Origin of the sequence: Undibacterium sp. RTI2.2, assembly GCF_035018705.1 — a bacterium.
Classification (GTDB): Bacteria; Pseudomonadota; Gammaproteobacteria; order Burkholderiales; family Burkholderiaceae_D; genus Undibacterium.
Map to the genome: position 1 here is coordinate 17,330 of NZ_JASJXN010000006.1, position 18,008 is coordinate 35,337.

Sequence of the window (18,008 nt, forward strand, 5' to 3'; positions counted from 1 at the left end):
AGAGCGCTTAAGCGGTAAGCTGGTTTCGGTCTTCGTGTTTCGACGTCAGTTGCTATATCGTACTCAAATAGGTCTTTTGCATCCAGTCGATAAATACTTGCACTTCTGGCCGCATAATCGCCTGCGCTTCATGCACCAAGTAATACGCATGTGGTGGCGTTGCTAGCTGGGTATCGAACAGTCGTACCACTTCTCCTTGGTCGATTAATTCTTGGGCAAAATGTTGCCGGGTCAGGCCGACGCCATGACCGTGTTTAATCGCTTCCAATAGCAAGCCAAGATCGTCAATACGTAAGCCCGTGGTAGGTTCGGCCCAATCTAATTTGGCTACTTCAAACCATGGTTGCCAAGGCTCTAATGCGGAGCGTAATAAAGTTGCATGTCTTAAATCGCTGGGTTGTAAGAGCGGAGGTAGCGTTTGTAGATAAGCGGGGCTAGCGACCGCAAATGAGGGCTCGACGAATAATTTTTTGGTCACGAGATTTGGGTATTCCCCCGCACCAAACCGAATTTCAACATCACTCTCAGACAAGCTCAAATCATACAGAGGCACAAATAAAAAAATCTCGATTTCAATTTCAGGATGTAATTTAGTGAAGCTGGCTAAGCGCGGCATAAACATGTAGCGCGCGAATGTCGGAGGTAAGGTGATTTTGACGCGTAACTGATTTTGCGTCGTCTTATTCGGCAAAGGGAAGTCGGACAAAGTACGTAAAGCGACCCGCACGACGTCCAGATAACGCCGGCCAAATTCGGTCAACGTGACACTGCGTCCCTCGCGTACAAAAACACGTTCACATAAATGTTCTTCCAGCAAGCGAATGCGGTGTGATAAAGCCGAAGGAGTAATGCAGAGTTCTTCTGCGGCCACTGCAAATGAGGCGTGGCGTGCAGCTGACTCAAATGCAGATAGAGCATGTACTGGAGGTAATCTTGTTGCCATTGTTTTTCCGTGTTGAATGCATTGACTGGTTCAGAAATTTTCATACCCGAGGAGATGCGCTTGCTTTACTTCATTATGATGCGTTCTTTGATTTTTTGCCGTATCCTCCTGACATCATTCACTTAATAAATTTCTTGCTATGGGTAATCGACTTTCAAAAATTGCCACCCGCACGGGTGACGCAGGCACTACAGGTTTGGGCGATGGTAGCCGTGTTGATAAGGACGCTCTACGCGTGCATGCGATGGGCGACGTGGACGAGCTTAACTCGCAGATTGGTGTCTTGTTATGTGAAGATATTCCGCCACAAATGCAGCGCGAATTGGTGTCGATTCAGCACGATCTGTTTGATATGGGAGGAGAGCTATGTATTCCCGGTTACACCATGATCACTGATACGCAAGTGGCTCGCCTGGATACCTTATTGGCGCACTACAATGCCGATCTGGAGCCGTTAAAGGATTTTATTTTACCCGGTGGTTCGCGTGCCGCAGCAGTCGCACATGTTTGCCGTACCGTATGTCGCCGCGCGGAGAGAGCCATTGTTAGCGTTGGTAAGGCAGAAACGATCAATGACCAGCCAAGGCAATATATGAATCGCCTGTCTGATCTGATGTTCGTTTTGTCGCGGGTATTAAATCGTTATGCAGGCGGCACCGATGTGCTGTGGGAAAAAGAACGCGAACGTTGATTTAGTCGGCGATTGATTTTTCTATTTCCGCTTTAAATCAATATACTCCCCTATAAAATAATAAAATATACCTTATTCTCCATTATTTATATGGACAATGAATATATACATAATGGGAGTATATTGTTTTACTTGATGCTGAAGAGAAAAAAGCCACGTTGCCTTTCGGCTTACGTGGCTTTTTTCTTACATACGTCAGACAATTTATTTCGCCGGGAAAGTCATACCCAGTTGGTCAAACAAAAATGCATACACGTCGGCAGTCTGGTTGGCTTTGATCGAGAGAGAGCTGCCGATGCCATGACCTGCATGTGAGTTGATGCTGAGATAGACCGGCTTGCCAGCAGTCGCTGCTTGTAAACGAGCGATCATTTTGCGGGAATGCATCGGATTGACGCGGCCGTCGGTCTCGCCCGTTGCCATGAAAATCGCCGGGTAGGTCGTGCCATCCTGAACATGGTGATAAGGCGAATAGGCATACAAAGCCTTTAGTTGATCCGGATTTTTTACACTGCCAAATTCGGTGGTATTGAAGGCGCCGTTCGGATCTAGCTCTACCCGCAACATATCGTAGATGCCAACTTGTGATACCACTGCTTTAAATAAATCAGGATGTTGGGTAAAGACAGCTCCCATTAGTAAGCCTCCGTTGCTGCCACCGATGCTGGCCATATGTTCGCTAGAAGTATACTTTTGTGCGATCAGGTATTGTGCCGCTGCCGTGAAATCGTCAAACACATTTTGCTTATTCGTCAGCGCGCCCTTGCTGTGCCATTCCTCGCCAAACTCACCGCCGCCGCGCAGATTAGCAATCACAAATACACCACCCGCATTCAGCCATAAACGCGTTGCCGGGCTTAAAAAGCGAGGTGTCTGATTGACGCTGTAGCCACCGTAACCGTTCAGTAAAACGGGATTAGTCCCATCCAATTTCGTCCCTTTACGGCGGACAATATTTAAGGGGATTTTTGTTCCATCTTTGGAGGTTGCAAATTCCCTCACAACTTCCGTGTCGTCAAAGGAGGTTGCGCTGGTTTGCGCCAGTTTCGTGGTTTCTGACTTGCCCGATTTTTCGTCGTAACGAGAGTAGTAAGGCGGTGTCAGGAAAGTTTTAACTGCATAGAGCAAGGAGCCGTCGCTCAGCGTGTCAATTTCATCCACGGTAGCGACATCCGGCAGTGGAAGGTTGCCAAGTGATTTACCGTCATGGTCATAGATGGCTACGCGTGATGGCCCACCGATAATTTCACGCACGTATAAAGCATTTTTTGTAACGATGACTGGCGAGCCACCGAATTCTCCACCAGGTTGTATCACCGCATCAGACTCAGGTATGACAACTTTTGCATGTGCAAGCTCTAAATCATTCAGCGCTAGTTTTAAGAGTTTTCCGCGCGGAGCATCTTTACGTGATACCAAATACATGGCGTTGTCCGAGCCAATCGTGGCCGCGACAATCTTGTCTTCAAAACGGCTGACTTGCTTGATTTTCCCGTCCTGGCTGATCACGTAATGTGCGAATTCGCCACCATCACCATTGGCAACTGAGGCGACCACATAGTTAGGATTTTGATGACTATCAAGCGCGATTTCTGCAACTTTAGGAAAGTCTTTTCCTAGGACATAAACATCTTTTGATGGATCAGTGCCAATTTTATGGAAGTAAATCTGTTGATAAAAATGTTGACGATTCGCTGGCTGATCTTTCCCTGGGTAGCGGGTGTACCAGAAACCTGTACCGTCCGCTTTCCATGCAACGCTACCACCGCCAGTTGGATACTGTACCAATGGAATCAGTTTGTCGATTTGTTTGCCTGTGCTAACGTCAATGATGTGTACTGAGCCATCTTCGCTTCCATTGTCCGACATTGACACAGCGACTTTAGATCCGTCATGTGATGGAACAAACCAGTCGATTGCCGTCGTACCTTTTGAATTGATGAGATTTGGATCAAGAACGATTTTGGCTAGTGCAGGATCAGCTGCATTTGTCAGCACCGCAATCATTGGCTGCTGTTTTGGTGGCTGGTTATACATCGCAAAAACTTTGTCACCAGCGGTATGCAAATCATAGTAAGAACTGGATGAAGCAGAAATTTGCGCCATCAGATTATCAAATATGGGTTTGCGGAATGTCAGGCTATCGAAATATTGTCGTGTGCGTTTGTCCTGTGCCACGCTCCACTGATGTACAGCAGGATCACTTTGTTTTTCTAGCCAGCGGTAGGGATCTTTGACGGTGATATCCCCATAGGTATCAGTCACTTCAGCGATACGTGTTGGTGGTGCCGTTTTATCAGCAGCAATTGCAGTACCATTCGAGATCAAGAAACTGAAGCCAGCAACGGCTACCGCACTGAGCTTCAATGAATACATATTTTTCTTCGTCATAAAGTAATCCCCGTTATTTAATACGCAAAAAATTGTTGAGCTTTTGTTTGACTCATGTGGACTGAATTAAAACCGAATAGTGTCAGGCGACAGAGTTTCTTCCATCAGAAATGAAAAAAGCGAAGCTTGTTGGCTTCGCTTTTTTCATTTCCTTACTGATTATTTGCTACTAGCTTCAGTGCTTCTGTTCCAAAGCGTTTTTTGATCGAGGCCTCAATTCCTGCTGCATCCAGACCACAACTAGCAAGTAGTAAAGCCGGATCACCATGATCGATAAATTGATCTGGTAAGCCGAGTATCAGCAATGGTTTTGTAATTCCTGCTGCTGCCATTGCTTCTGCGACTGCGGAGCCTGCGCCACCTATCACAGTGCCTTCTTCTACCGTGACTAACAAATCATGAGTGTTGGCCAGTTCTGCCAGTAATGCCGTATCTAGCGGTTTGACAAAGCGCATATTCGCCAGTGTGGCATCCAGATTTTCCGCAGCTTTTAATCCCGGCTGCACCATGGAGCCAAATGCCAAAATGGCGATGCTCTTGCCTTTACGTTTGATTTCGCCTTTGCCAATCGGCAGGGTGCTGAGTTCTAAATTGATCGCTGCACCAATCCCGGCGCCGCGTGGATAGCGGATAGCTGCCGGGCCTGGATAATGGAAGCCAGTCGACAACATTTGACGGCATTCATTCTCATCCGAGGCGGCCATCACGACCATATTAGGGATACAGCGCAGATAAGCCAGATCATAATTGCCGGCATGGGTTGCACCATCAGCACCGACCAGTCCCGCTCGGTCCAGGGCGAAAGTAACATCCAGATTTTGCAACGCGATATCGTGAATTAACTGATCATAAGCACGTTGTAAAAAAGTGGAGTAAATCGCAACGACAGGTTTGAGCCCCTCGCATGCCATGCCACCGGCAAACGTAACAGAATGCTGTTCTGCAATGCCAACATCGTAATAACGGTCAGGGAATTTTTGCTCAAATTCCACCATGCCAGAACCTTCGCGCATCGCTGGCGTAATGCCAATCAAGCGTTGATCAGCGGCAGCCATATCGCATAACCAATTACCAAAGACTTGCGTGTAAGTTTGTTTGGCAGGCGTAGTAGAGGGCTTAATGCCTTCAGCAGGATTGAATTTGCCAGGGCCGTGATAAAGAATTGGATCGGCTTCTGCTAATTTATAGCCCTGGCCTTTTTTGGTGACCACGTGCAGGAATTGCGGACCTTTCAGATTTTTTAAATTCTGTAGGGTTGGTACCAGAGAGTCCAGATCATGACCGTCAATCGGGCCAATATAATTAAAACCAAATTCTTCAAACATCGTCGCTGGTACGATCATGCCTTTTGCGTGTTCCTCAAACCGTTTGGCGAGTTCTAATACCGGCGTTGGCAGTACGGATTTGCCGACATTGCGTGCTGCGGCATAAAATTTGCCAGACATCAGACGCGCCAGATAACGGTTGAGCGCACCGACCGGTGGCGAGATCGACATATCGTTGTCGTTCAGAATCACCAGTAAGTTAATATCGTCGTAGACGCCCGCATTATTCAAGGCCTCAAACGCCATGCCGGCTGTCATTGAGCCATCGCCAATGATGGCAACGGAATGTCGATCCTCGCCTTTGGTTTTTGCCGCCAAAGCCATCCCTAATGCAGCAGAAATCGATGTCGATGAATGCGCCGTACCAAACGTGTCGTATTCGCTCTCAACCCGGCGCGGGAAACCGGAGATACCATTCAACTGACGCAAGGTATGCATGCGATCACGACGACCCGTCAGAATTTTATGCGGATACGTTTGATGACCCACATCCCAGACCAGACGATCTTCCGGTGTCTGAAATACATAGTGCAGCGCGATGGTGAGTTCAACAGTGCCTAAATTAGACGATAAATGACCGCCCGTTTTAGACACAGAATCAATCACAAAATGACGTAACTCGTCGGCCAGCGGTTTTAATTGGGCACGTGTTAGCTTGCGTAAATCGGCTGGAGAATTAATGCTGTCTAACAGAGTGTTTGTATTATTAGTTGTGGTCATAAATTACGCCTTCCTCTGCACAATCAAATCTGCCAGGTTGCGCAGGATGTGTGCTTTTTCTCCAAAGGGCAACAACGCAGCATGGGCGTCGTCGCATAGTTTTTTTGCCAGCGCTTGTGACGCTTCCAGACCCAGCAAGGATACGTAGGTCGGCTTGTTATCTGCTGCATCTTTGCCAGCAGTTTTACCTAGGGTGACAGAATCTGCGGTGGCATCCAGGACATCATCCACTACCTGAAATGCCAGTCCAATTGCGCTGGCGTATGCATCAAGCGCAGCGACTTCCGCCGCGGATAAAGTCTTGCCACACATCGCGCCCATGATGACTGAGCCACGCAGCAATGCACCTGTTTTTAAACGGTGCATTTGTTCAAGCTGATCTACTGTTAAGGCGACACCGACGCTGGCTAAATCAATCGCCTGACCGCCGCACATACCGGTTGACCCAGCGGCTTGTGCCAGCAAACGCAGCATGGCAACTTGCCGTAAAGATTCACTCTCTGCTTCTGCCAAGACCAAAAAAGCTTGTGCTTGCAGCGCATCACCAACCAACAGGGCAGTTGCCTCATCATATTTGACATGCACAGTAGGTTTGCCTCTACGCAAAGCGTCATCATCCATACAGGGCATGTCGTCATGCACTAATGAATAAGCGTGAATCATTTCTAATGCGGCGGCGGCACGCGCCAATAAATCCGCTGGCGCATCAAACATAAAACCGGCGGCATACACTAACAAAGGACGCACGCGTTTGCCGCCATCTAAAGCGGCGTAACGCATTGCCTGATGTAGTTTTGCCGGTACCACATCGCTATCTGGTAAGAAACTAGCTAATAAGACTTCAAATTGCTGCTGAGTGGATTTCATCCAATCCTGAAAATGCGCGCTCATGCATCGGCCTCGCCAGAATTATCTGCAACGAAAGGTTTCAGCATGCCAGCTTCCAGTACTTTGACCTGCTGTTCTACTTTGTCGAGTTGGCCTGCACAGTATTTAATCAATTCGGCCCCACGTTGATAAGCCGTGACAGAGGCTTCTAAAGGCAGCTCACCAGCTTCCATCTGGGCGACCAGTTCTAATAATTCCGACATCGCTGCTTCGAAAGAAGTTGGCTGATCGTTCTGACCGAGTTGTCCGATGGAGGGTAATTTTTTTGGCATAGGTAGTCTTGAAGAGCAAATTGAGTCTAACCCTGCATTTTAGTGCAAACCCAGTTGATAATCAGCTTAGTTGGCATAATTAGCAGCTTTTTTAGAGCTATCCTTTCTATCTCGGCATTATTCACTTTTATGTTCTTATGGATTTTATTTTTTTGATATCGTAAAAAAGAGAATTTGCTTAAAAAAGCAGCTGAAATTGCGATTCAAACATTTCCATGTGGAAATTATTCGTATATAGTCAAATCAAACCAAATCAAACCAAGTCAAACCAAGTTAAACCAAGTTAAAACAATTCAGATAAAGTCAAATTCTGTTGCGCAAGGCTTGATAAGTATGATTTGGGCCATCGTGGAAGTCAGTGCGAAGACTTCCGACAAGGGATTACACTATATTCGTTTGACAAACTTTGCTAATAACTTTCCTTAAACACAACTGTCATGTCAGCACAATCGCCCGATCATCGGCAGTCCCAGAAAGCACCTTTAGCGCGTGCAGATATTTTGCGTGCTCTGATTCCACATGCGACGCACTTGGTGGTGGCGCAACTGGATGCCTTTGCAGCACGCTTAGCGAATGCATTTTTTGCCGCATCGGAGCAAGTTGGTGACGCACGGGAAGCGAATTTAAATTTTAATTCTGGTCAGTTACTAAAGAACAACGGTTACGCTTTCTACTATTTATGTTCTGCTGATATCCAGGCGGCATTTCGTAAAGAAATCCAGGCTTTGTCATCAATATCATCAGCAAATTCATTACCAACTAAGCCTCAATCAGAGCGTGTCGAGCAACAAGACATTGCCTTGACGCTGGTGTCATATGAGGAGATGGACAAAAAACTGGCTTTTGGGCGTGCGAGTCGCTCCCTGGAGTTGTCCAGTGCAGAGCAATTGGCCGCTTTAAGTATGCGTCTGGCTTGCATCATTGGCATTGATAGTCTGAGCATTACGCAAAATCCATTCAGGCCAGAATTTTTTTTACGTGTGGTGCATGCATCATGGTGCAAATTTAATCCTGATACGAATACCCATCCGCTGATTCTGCCTTTGCTACGCGGAGATATTTTGTTTGATCTGTCGCCTATTTTTCAGGCATTAAATGAATTTTTGGTGTACCAAGGGATCTTGCCTGATTTACATGAATCCTATCGGATAAAAAAGACAGAAAATCCAGGCTCTAGTCAATTCGGTAAAAAAGATTTTAGTCAAAAGCTGAAGCAAATTTTCTCAGAAAAAACTCCATCAGAAACATCGAGTAACGATGCCAATGATCAGCAAAAGATTTGTCAGACAGGCAGGCAGAGGGATCAGCAGCAACATGACCAGCAATTCTCTGCCAGCGGACAATCTAAGCAGCAAGAAACCGATACTCGGCTTTTCCATTATCTGGAGAATCTGCAAAAAACGATGGCGATACACCAGTTAGTGGCTGGTGCGCAAGATGTGATACGGCTATCGCAAATGCGCGAGCAAATGCCAGAATTGGCAAGTGGTAATAGCGTAGAAAAAACTACTCTCGATTTACTCTCTAAGATATTTGATACAGTTTTCCATAATCCATCGATTCCTAGTCAAATCAAAGAATTGATTGGAGTACTGCAAATCCCTGTGCTCAAAGCAGCATTGATCGATAAAGAATTTTTCTTTCAAGATACCCATCCGGCACGTCGCATGATAGATCTGCTTACGCAGCAGAGTGTCGCCTGGGATCAAAGTAAGGGACATGCAGATCCGTTGTTCCAGGCGATGCAGCGCAATGTTAGTCGCGTCCAAAACGAGTTCGACCAACAGATGAGTCTGTTCGATGAAGTCGTCTCTGATCTGGAAAACTTTGTCGCCAAAGAAGATGAATCGAATACCCAAGCGTTGCAGGAGCCGATTAAACGCGCCTTGCAAAAAGAAAAGTTCAAACAGGCCAATATCGTTGCCAATAATGAAGTTGCATTGCGAGTCGGTACTGGCGAGGTAGTCGCTTTTGTTGAAAGCTTTTTAGAAAACCGTTGGACTAAAGTACTAACACTGGCGTACAGCGTGCAAGAAGACAAACCGCATGCTGTGACGGACGCGATCAAAACGATGGATGACTTAATCTGGAGTGTTAAGCCTAAGATTACTTTGCCACAACGGCAAGAATTATTGAACCGTCTGCCAGCGATTTTGGCAAGACTGAATAAGTGGCTGAGCCTGATTAAATGGGAAGATGCAGACCGCATCCAGTTTTTTGCTGATCTTGCTGAGTGTCATGCATCTATCGTCCGTTCCCCCCTTGAATTATCGCCAGAAAAGCAGTTAGAAATTGCTGTAGAAGCCGCCCAGATAGCCGCTGAGCGTCGTTTGGAAAAACGTGCTCAAGCTGAGGCGCAAGAGCTAGAGAAGCAGCATGCAGAAGATGACTACGTGGATGTTGCGGCGGATGAAACAGCCGACGTTGTAGCAAATCTGGAACGAGGGATCTGGCTACAATTTACCAAGAAAAATGGTGATAGTCACAAAGCTCGGCTTGCTTGGGTCAGTCCTATGCGTAGCTTGTATATTTTTACTACTAGTCAAAAAGAAAAATCCTTCTCTTTAGCGGTAAAAGAATTAGAGCAGACTTTCCGTGAGCAACGTGCGGAAATTCTGATGCTCGATAAATTGGTTGATCGCGCTTTAAGTGAGGCATTAGAAGAGCATGCTGAACAAGAGATTGAGTCGACAAACTAGGTTTTTGGGTCTGTGAAAATTGCGACAAATTTCTCTAATTGCAGATAAGGAAGTGTTTGCCGATCAAGGTTTTTTGATCACTCAAGCTTTGTTCGACTCCGACACCTTTAGTCATCTCGAATTTGAACTAAATGAACTACTCGTGAATAGCGTTGGAACTCGCCATCTGCTCGATTTCCGTTGGTGCTCCGATTTAGCTCTGCGTATTCGCCAACACTCTTTGGTTAGACCATTCTTGCCATTGGACGCTATCGCAGTGCAATGTACTTACTTTGAAAAGTCCAAAGACCAAAATTGGCTAGTCCCTTTACATCAAGATCTTAGTATCCCAGTCAAGAAGAGAATAACTCATCCCGATTTAACGGTTTGGTCTGAAAAAGAAGGATTGGTCTTTGTACAGCCTACTAATGAAATGTTGCGTCAATTGGTTGCCGTACGTTTGCATATCGATGAATGCGACCTAACTGACGGCCCCTTGCGCGTTGTTCCGATGTCACATAAAAATGGTCGGTTATCCAACCAGGCCGCTATAGAGACACGTGATCGCATGGGAGAAGTTATTTGCCCCGTTGAGAAAGGCGGGGCTTTAATAATGAGTCCTCTTCTATTGCATGCATCATCAAAAGCATCAGGCGAAAGTAAAAGGCGAGTACTGCATTTTGTTTATGGGCCAACCATTTTGAGTCATGGATTAAATTGGCGATATGCGATATGAATCGCCTACTCGTTCACTCATAAGCCCCCAAACGTTTCTGCTCATTCGTATCAAATAACTGATTACGAATTTGCTGTAATGCCGTCATTTGTTCCGTGTCGTTTTTTCCATTGCTGATGATTTTATTTCGCTCCGCCTGATAAGTAGCAATCCGGTTTTTCCAATCTGTATCTTCTCTATCCAGATCAGCCAATCGTGCGGCGGCTTCTGGTGTGGTTGCTGCTGCTCGCATACGATAAATATCGTCGTCGCTTGCACCTTGCGCGCGCATTTTTGCGACGTTTTCTTCCATACGTATGATTTGATAAGGCGCTTCTTTTTCTGCCCGCAGTGCTGCTGGCATGGCCGCGTCCAGCGCTTGTAGTTTTTGTTGCTTTTGTACGTTGTTCAGATTTTTATCTTGTGCGATTTCCAGTCGCGTAATCGCGTCGGTGTCGTAGGCATCGTCAAAGCCAAAGAATGCAGTATTTTCGTTTTGATTGAAATAACGCTGCCTTAAAGTTTGCATGCCTGCTAGCCGTGCTTTGATTGCAGATGTCATTTTATTGCTGTCATAGCCGGCATTTGTAGGATTCACTAGTTGAGGATTTTTCTCTATTTCTGCCAGTGCTAGTTTGTAATCCAGGTAGCGACTTAGCAGATCTTTAGCTTGTGCTGCCGCTTTGGGGCCTAACTTTTTACTTAGTTCTTTTTCTATTTCCGCACGGATTTCCGGCAAAGTTTTTTCGCCTGTCGCCGCTAAGTAATAGTCGAACATGTGGCGCAATCCGGCATCGACAATTAAGATATCGGTGCTTGCTTGTTGTAACTGACCGTCAACCTGAGTGCCATCCATAGAGCGCACAAATGCGAACGAATCTTTATCGCTCAATACCTGCTCTGAGTGCGTTTTTGTAGTCGGGTCGGTACGTAGTTGCAGCATCGTGAATATAGCGATGACGATGGATGCGATAGTGATGGTGGCGTAGCTTTTTTGTATTCTCATTATCTCGATCAACATTCTGATGTGGTCATTCCTGCTTCCGTAAAAATTACGGAGATGGATAAGTCAATTAGCGGCTAACAAGTTGCGTACATCAAATAACAACTCATGGTCGTATTTGATGCACGCTATCCGTCTTAGATGTTTAAAATTGTAGACGCAATAGAATTTAGTTAATTTTATAGCCCTAAATTTTTTAAGCGATTGGCGTGTTGTCGATACAGCGTCACCGGATTGGTCTCAAAAATATTCACCAGGCCGACTGTTTGGTTCACTTCATCCAGATGGTTCATCGCGTAATCGTCACGGATCACTTTGCCTAAATGCGCGGAGCAGCTTGCGACCAATCCGTCATTTTTTGCGCCCGTAAAGGCCAGCGAAGTTAAGGCTAATGCCGGATCGATTGGATCGAGTACATTGGTATAGGCCTTGGCACCGCTCCAGGAGAAATACGACACGCCGTTGACTTGGTAGGCACCTTCACCGCAGGCGCTGGTTGGTACGCCCTCTGGATGGGAGGCATTGAACTTGAGTGATCCTGCCGTACTCAATGATTTTGCTGCTGCCAATGAATCCTGAGTTAATCCTTTGCCGCCAGAGAGGAAGTTAATGATGCTTGCCAGGCCGTTGGTGATCGACACAACCACTGCGTTTGATAGCGAGCCGTCAGGTGCGATTCCCAGCAGCAGATCAGCCACTTTGGAGCCGCGATTGACGCCGCCTACGGTGGTCACCGATGCCACCAGATCAGGTCGGACGGATGCCACATAACGTGCGGTCGGGCCGCCGTGGCTATGTCCAATCAGGTTGACTTTGCCGGTGCCAGTGACCGCAATGATTTGTTTGACCTGAGTCAGTAATTGCTCGCCCCGTACTTCGGTACTATTCGCAGCGGAGACTTGGGTTGCATACACTTTGGCGCCGTCAGAGCGTAAAGCGGATGGAATGCCATACCAATATTCCACAGGGCCGATGTTATCGAAGCCAAACAAACCATGTGCCAGCACGATGGGATATTTTGTTTCTGTGTAACCAGAGGCCCATGATGTTGTAGGAAGCATAGCCAATCCAACTAGTAATGCCCCGATTTTTTTCATACCTTTTTTGTTCATTTTTTTGTCTCTTAAATTATTTTTTTCAAATAGCCAAAATGAAACCGGACAATGTCATTTGTCCTTTACTGTCGCTCCTTTTAAAAAATGGGATTTTCAGACTAGGTTTTGCCTAATCAATAAGCAAGGCGCAGCGCAGCATAAAAATCGTGCTGAAATACAGATTTAATGAAGTCAGCCCATTTTTGATTGGACATTGATGAGATGAATTAATCGATGGCGAATGAAAGCTTATTGATGCTTGCTGGATCGGTTTTAGGCACTTTGCGACTAAAAATGTAGGGCGATGGCTGGTGTTTTTGTTTACGCCTATTTGCTTAAGCTAGGTTTTAAACCTGACTATCTTGCCGATAAGTAAAAATTAGAAGATTGTCACTAAAGTTGATTTATCCGTCGTTTTGTTGCTTGCAACGTCGGTTTGTCACAACAAACAACGCTGACTTTTTGATTTCTTTTTGTTTATTTTGAAATCAAAAAAAGTCTAATTTGCCGCAGAGCACCCCGATAAAGCCGATTCAGGTATAATCCGCGGTCTTGTCCAAAATTTCCTCTTCATTCTTTTTGTGTGAGCTTTTCGCTGGAGATCGTCGTTTTCTTATTCACGATCAGCAGTTAAAAGCAGGTTTTTGTGGATTCTTTCTCCTTTAGGTTGGTGCAAATTAATTTGGGGGGTAGGGATGTCCGATCTGGCTTCTTTTTCCAAACTCGCGCGCTCCGACGCGCAACTTCCTGTTCATGTGTATTTTGATCAATCGCTGTTGCAACGCGAGATCAAACAACTCTTCCAGTCTGGCCCACGCTATGTCGGTCATGAATTGATGGTGCCCAATGTCGGCGATTTTGCTACGCTCGTCGCTGAGAATGAAGGCCGCATGCTGGTGCGTCATGCCGACGGCGCTAACGGAATTGAGCTGATGTCCAATGTCTGCCGCCATCGGCAAGCACTGATGTTTAATGGACGCGGTAATAGCAGCAACATCGTGTGCCCTTTACACCGCTGGACCTATGACTTAAAAGGTGAGCTGATTGGCGCACCGCATTTTGAGGACACGCCTTGCCTTAATCTGTCACGCACGCCGCTACAAAACTGGAACGGTTTATTGTTCGAGCAAAACGGCTATAACGTGATGGAAAAAATGGAACAGCTCAGCGTCACCAAAGACCTCAATTTCAGCGACTACATGCTAGACCATGTGGAAGTGCATGAATGTGATTACAACTGGAAGACTTTTATTGAAGTTTATCTGGAAGATTATCATGTAGAACCATTTCATCCGGGCTTGGGCAGTTTTGTCACTTGCGATGATTTAAGCTGGGAGTTTGGCGAGGATTACAGCGTACAAACGGTCGGCGTGAATAATGGCTTACTCAAATCCGGTTCTGCTAAATACCAAGCGTGGCAAGAGCAAATCCTCAAGTTCCGTAACGGTGAAACACCTAAATACGGTGCGATCTGGTTAACGCTATACCCGAATATCATGGTCGAATGGTATCCGCATGTGCTGGTGGTATCGACTTTATGGCCGACCGCGACTGGCAAGACACGCAATGTAGTGGAATTCTATTATCCCGAAGAGATCGTCCTGTTTGAGCGTGAATTTATCGAGGCTGAACGCGCTGCTTATATGGAAACCTGTATTGAGGACGATGAGATTGCTTTGCGCATGGATGCGGGGCGCAAAATTTTGCTAGACCGTGGTGTCAGCGAAGTTGGTCCTTATCAATCACCGATGGAAGATGGCATGCAGCATTTTCATGAGTGGTATCGACGCAAAATACAGTTTTAAAAAAATTAAGGGGAAGCCGCAGCTTCCCCTTAATTTTTTGTTACTCCTTTTTAGCCTGTCGATTACTACATCAATTATCAGACCGATTAAAAGAGTGAAAAAGAACCGGGGTCAAATAAATGCAGTCTTTGTGGATGCTGGTAGCCAGCTTTTTATTCTCCATCATGGGCGTATGCGTCAAGCTCGCCTCGGATACATATTCAACTTCTGAAATCGTTGCTTATCGTGGCCTGGTCGGGATGGTGATGATTTATTTGCTAGTGAGGATGCAAGGCTATAGTTTGCGCACTCGCATGGCAGGTCATCATTTGTGGCGCGGCACGGTAGGCGTGATCGCTTTGTGGTTATGGTTTTATTCGATCAGCCGTTTGTCGTTAGCGATGGCGGTGACGCTCAATTACATGTCACCGATCTGGATCGCTGCGATCTTGTTTGGTGGGGCATGGTTAAAAGGAAAACAGCGGATTGAATGGGGTTTGCTTGCAGCCATTGCTTTGGGATTTATCGGCGTTTTATTGTTGCTGCGTCCCAGCATGCATGCAGATCAGATGGTCGGTGGGATCGTGGCGCTCATCTCTGGCATGCTCGCTGCGCTGGCTTACATGCAAGTGCGTCAGATGGGTTTGATGGGCGAGCCAGAATATCGTGTGGTATTTTATTTTTCACTCACCTGCGCCATTGCCGGTTTGTTCGGCACAATGATTAATGGACTGACTTACGGGCTGGACTACGGGCTTGGTCAGGATGCTGGCAGTAGCAACTTAGCTGCACATTCGCTTACGGCTGGCTGGCATGCGCATCAGTTCAAAGGCTTGTTGTTGCTGATGACCATAGGCTTGACTGCGGCTTCAGCCCAATTTGCGATGACACGCGCCTATCGCCTTGGCAATGCTTTGGTCACCGCCAATTTACAATATGTTGGCATCGTATTTTCCAGCATTTGGGATCTGTTATTGTGGAACGATGCCTTAAGCCCGATGAGCTGGTTAGGCATTGCCGTGATCTTAAGTAGTGGATTGATTGCGACGTTCTATAATGCCAGAAACAAACCAGTAATCGCCATCGACCCTATCGCGACTGAATAAAAGGAGTACGCATGCATACCACACTGATTTCTGCCACGGAGTTATCGGCTCAGATTGACAATCCACATTGGGTCATTTTAGATTGCCGGCATGATTTGCTAGATGTCAGCGCGGGTAAAAAAGCCTATGATGCGGCGCATATCCCGCGTGCTAAATTCGCCAGCCTGGACAACCAATTGTCGGGCCCTAAATTATCTTCCAATGGCGTTTTTCATGGGCGGCATCCATTGCCGGAAAAAGAAGATTTCATCCGAATCCTGCGTGCCTGGGGAGTTGTTAATTCTACGCAAGTCATTGCCTATGATGCACACGGCGGCATGTTTGCCGCCCGTCTCTGGTGGATGTTGCGCTGGGTTGGGCATAAAGCGGTTGCGGTATTGGATGGCGGCTTGCCTGCATGGCAGGCGCAAGGCTTGCCAACCACAGACAAAGCGCCAGAGCCAGCGCGTGGCAGCATTAGCTTAGGCGCTAGTCTGGTCAGCAGCGTCAACGTCGGTGACGTGCTGGTTAACCTTGCTACGGCTTCGCGCACGCTGGTGGATGCCCGCGCGGCAGACCGTTTTCGCGGTGAGAACGAAACTATGGACCCGATTGGCGGCCATATTCCCGGCGCAAAAAATCGTTTTTTTAAAGATAATCTGCAAGCGGATGGGTGCTTCAAATCACCGCAAGAATTACAGGCAGAATGGAGTGCAATTGTGCCAGATGCCAGCAAGGCGATTATGCAATGTGGATCAGGCGTGACGGCCTGCCACAATTTGTTAGCTTTGGAAATCGCGGGTTTGCCGGGCGCTGCTTTATATCCGGGATCGTGGAGCGAGTGGTGTGCAGAGCCTGCGCGCCCATATGTTATTGGTGATGGTGAATAAGTCAGGCTGATGGGTAGATCCAAGCAAACAAGCTGCACAAAAACGGTATGCAAACCAGTATTGCGAAATATACTCCCCTTTAATTTATTTAAAATCGGCCTGCTGTCCAGATATTACTTGGACAGATTAAATATACATATTGGGAGTATGTTATTTGGGGTTTGCGCAAACAACCAAGATCCCTACTCCAGATAGGCACAGAGAAAGAACAAGGAGGGAGAAAGGCAGAATTTCGTTGCGCTCTTGATTTCCTCTATATTTGTTGTTCCTCGGTCTCTGTGTTGAGCGGTCTTAATGTTTTACATCCAGCCATCTGATTGCATGTGAATGGGCACAAATAGTGTTCCGTTTTTACGTAACTCCTATCATTTGCGATTGCGATTGCGATTGCGATTGCGATTGCGATTGCGATTGGGTTTGCTGCTGCGTCATTCCCTGGCGCTCTGGTTCTGCATAACCCAACACCACACGATGGATAAAATGCAGCTTTTCCTGGACGGGTGCTGGTAAGGTGAAGGGGTAAGAATCTGGCATGCCGACACTGCGGTTAAGGCTGTTGAGCACATAGGTGAGTGCAAACCAGTCCTTGATAATTTCCTCAAAAGTATCGATCTTCATCGGTGATGCGCTGATCACCATGCCCGGCTCTGCGACATTGTGTGGATTGAGTGATAGTCCACAAGCATGTGCGGTCTCTAGCGTATCGATCATGTGCAGATAATGCGCCCAGGTTTCTGCCCAATCTTCCCAGGGATGCGATGCGGCATAACTACTAATAAAAGATTGCTCCCAATTGACGGGCGCGCCGTTGGCGTAATGCGATTTCAGGCATTCGCTATAATCCTGCCGCTCGTCGCCAAAAAGTTGGCGGTATCCCTCAACCCAAGGACCGTCAGCGATCAGCCGGTCAAAATAATAATGCCCACTCTCATGCCGAAAATGACCAAGCAGAGTGCGGTAACGCTCATGCATTTGCTCGCGCGTTCCCTCACGTTTGGCGGGGTCTGCTTCTGCAATATTTAAAGTAATTAAGCCGTCGTCGTGCCCGGTCAGGACTTTTTCGCTACCACTCTCGTCTTCCAAAAATTGGAATGCCAGGCCGGTTTCCTCATTTTCTTCTTTAGATACCGGTTTTAAACCGAGAAACCAGAGCGAGTATAAAAGTCGACGTTTGGCGGACTCCAGTCGCTGCCAAAACAAGTGATTTTTTTCGCTCGACAATGTCGGTATCACAACCGTTAATTGGCACGACGCACACAAATCATGGGCATCGTCCAGATCCAGCATCCAGTTACAGACATGTTGATTCGCATAATTACTGCATTGCTTAAAAACACGTCCCGCATTGACGGGATTTAAACTGCGCCAATAACCGTTATCCGATGGCTCAAAGCTGCTTACCGCCCGAATCTCGGGCTGATAACCCAGCATGCTCCCGCAAGCACCACACAACGTGTTCTCGAAAAAAACTTGCTGGCTACATTTATCACAGTGAAAAGTTTTCATATAAATTACTCAAAGATCCGCTG

14 protein-coding genes are annotated in these 18,008 nt (G+C 46.8%); 6 read left to right on the plus strand and 8 right to left on the minus strand.

The window, feature by feature from the left end:
* Nucleotides 1–52: 52 nt before the first annotated feature.
* Nucleotides 53–943 (minus strand): LysR substrate-binding domain-containing protein, encoded by an 891-nt coding sequence (locus QN395_RS04835; protein ID WP_322120080.1) that lies wholly within the window; start codon nucleotides 941–943, stop codon nucleotides 53–55.
* 139 nt (nucleotides 944–1,082) lie between these two features.
* Between QN395_RS04835 and QN395_RS04840 the strand changes: the two genes are divergently transcribed.
* Nucleotides 1,083–1,634: a cob(I)yrinic acid a,c-diamide adenosyltransferase gene (locus tag QN395_RS04840; RefSeq protein ID WP_322120079.1), complete on the plus strand. Its 552-nt coding sequence runs from the start codon at nucleotides 1,083–1,085 to the stop codon at nucleotides 1,632–1,634.
* Nucleotides 1,635–1,838: 204 nt separating this feature from the next.
* Here QN395_RS04840 and QN395_RS04845 read toward each other — a convergent pair whose 3' ends face one another.
* The 4 genes from QN395_RS04845 to QN395_RS04860 all read right to left on the minus strand — a co-directional run bounded on the left by QN395_RS04845 (nucleotide 1,839) and on the right by QN395_RS04860 (nucleotide 7,230).
* Nucleotides 1,839–4,025: a prolyl oligopeptidase family serine peptidase gene (locus QN395_RS04845; protein ID WP_322120078.1), complete on the minus strand. Its 2,187-nt coding sequence runs from the start codon at nucleotides 4,023–4,025 to the stop codon at nucleotides 1,839–1,841.
* Between the two features lie 152 nt (nucleotides 4,026–4,177).
* Nucleotides 4,178–6,070 (minus strand): 1-deoxy-D-xylulose-5-phosphate synthase, encoded by a 1,893-nt coding sequence (dxs, locus tag QN395_RS04850; RefSeq protein WP_322120077.1) that lies wholly within the window; start codon nucleotides 6,068–6,070, stop codon nucleotides 4,178–4,180.
* A gap of 3 nt (nucleotides 6,071–6,073) precedes the next feature.
* Complete coding sequence (locus QN395_RS04855; protein ID WP_322120076.1) at nucleotides 6,074–6,961, minus strand: farnesyl diphosphate synthase; 888 nt, start codon at nucleotides 6,959–6,961, stop codon at nucleotides 6,074–6,076.
* A complete protein-coding gene (locus QN395_RS04860; RefSeq protein WP_322120075.1) occupies nucleotides 6,958–7,230 on the minus strand; it encodes an exodeoxyribonuclease VII small subunit in 273 nt (90 codons plus the stop codon). The genes QN395_RS04855 and QN395_RS04860 overlap by 4 nt, the downstream gene beginning before the upstream one ends.
* 437 nt (nucleotides 7,231–7,667) lie before the next feature.
* On the opposite strand from QN395_RS04860, the gene QN395_RS04865 reads away from it, so the two are divergent.
* Both QN395_RS04865 and QN395_RS04870 read left to right on the plus strand, forming a co-directional pair.
* Entirely contained in the window at nucleotides 7,668–9,929 is a 2,262-nt protein-coding gene (locus tag QN395_RS04865; RefSeq protein WP_322120074.1) for a DUF1631 family protein, read from the plus strand.
* Between the two features lie 52 nt (nucleotides 9,930–9,981).
* Nucleotides 9,982–10,644, plus strand: a complete 663-nt coding sequence (locus QN395_RS04870; RefSeq protein ID WP_323492142.1) for a phytanoyl-CoA dioxygenase family protein — start codon at nucleotides 9,982–9,984, stop codon at nucleotides 10,642–10,644.
* 13 nt (nucleotides 10,645–10,657) lie between these two features.
* On the opposite strand, the gene QN395_RS04875 is transcribed toward QN395_RS04870, so the two are convergent.
* Both QN395_RS04875 and QN395_RS04880 read right to left on the minus strand, forming a co-directional pair.
* The gene (locus QN395_RS04875) at nucleotides 10,658–11,629 is read right to left on the minus strand and encodes a lipase secretion chaperone (protein ID WP_322120072.1); all 972 of its coding nucleotides are present in this window, start codon (nucleotides 11,627–11,629) and stop codon (nucleotides 10,658–10,660) included.
* Between the two features lie 176 nt (nucleotides 11,630–11,805).
* Nucleotides 11,806–12,687, minus strand: coding sequence for a triacylglycerol lipase (locus tag QN395_RS04880; RefSeq protein WP_323493095.1), 882 nt, complete (start codon nucleotides 12,685–12,687; stop codon nucleotides 11,806–11,808).
* Nucleotides 12,688–13,415: 728 nt separating this feature from the next.
* On the opposite strand from QN395_RS04880, the gene QN395_RS04885 reads away from it, so the two are divergent.
* The 3 genes from QN395_RS04885 to QN395_RS04895 all read left to right on the plus strand — a co-directional run bounded on the left by QN395_RS04885 (nucleotide 13,416) and on the right by QN395_RS04895 (nucleotide 16,479).
* Entirely contained in the window at nucleotides 13,416–14,525 is a 1,110-nt protein-coding gene (locus tag QN395_RS04885; protein WP_322120070.1) for an aromatic ring-hydroxylating dioxygenase subunit alpha, read from the plus strand.
* Nucleotides 14,526–14,644: 119 nt separating this feature from the next.
* The gene (locus QN395_RS04890) at nucleotides 14,645–15,610 is read left to right on the plus strand and encodes a DMT family transporter (protein ID WP_322120069.1); all 966 of its coding nucleotides are present in this window, start codon (nucleotides 14,645–14,647) and stop codon (nucleotides 15,608–15,610) included.
* A gap of 11 nt (nucleotides 15,611–15,621) precedes the next feature.
* The gene (locus QN395_RS04895) at nucleotides 15,622–16,479 is read left to right on the plus strand and encodes a sulfurtransferase (protein WP_322120068.1); all 858 of its coding nucleotides are present in this window, start codon (nucleotides 15,622–15,624) and stop codon (nucleotides 16,477–16,479) included.
* A gap of 351 nt (nucleotides 16,480–16,830) precedes the next feature.
* Here the strand turns inward: QN395_RS04895 and QN395_RS04900 are convergent, their stop codons facing one another.
* Nucleotides 16,831–17,985, minus strand: coding sequence for a putative zinc-binding peptidase (locus QN395_RS04900; RefSeq protein WP_323492143.1), 1,155 nt, complete (start codon nucleotides 17,983–17,985; stop codon nucleotides 16,831–16,833).
* Nucleotides 17,986–18,008: the final 23 nt, after the last annotated feature.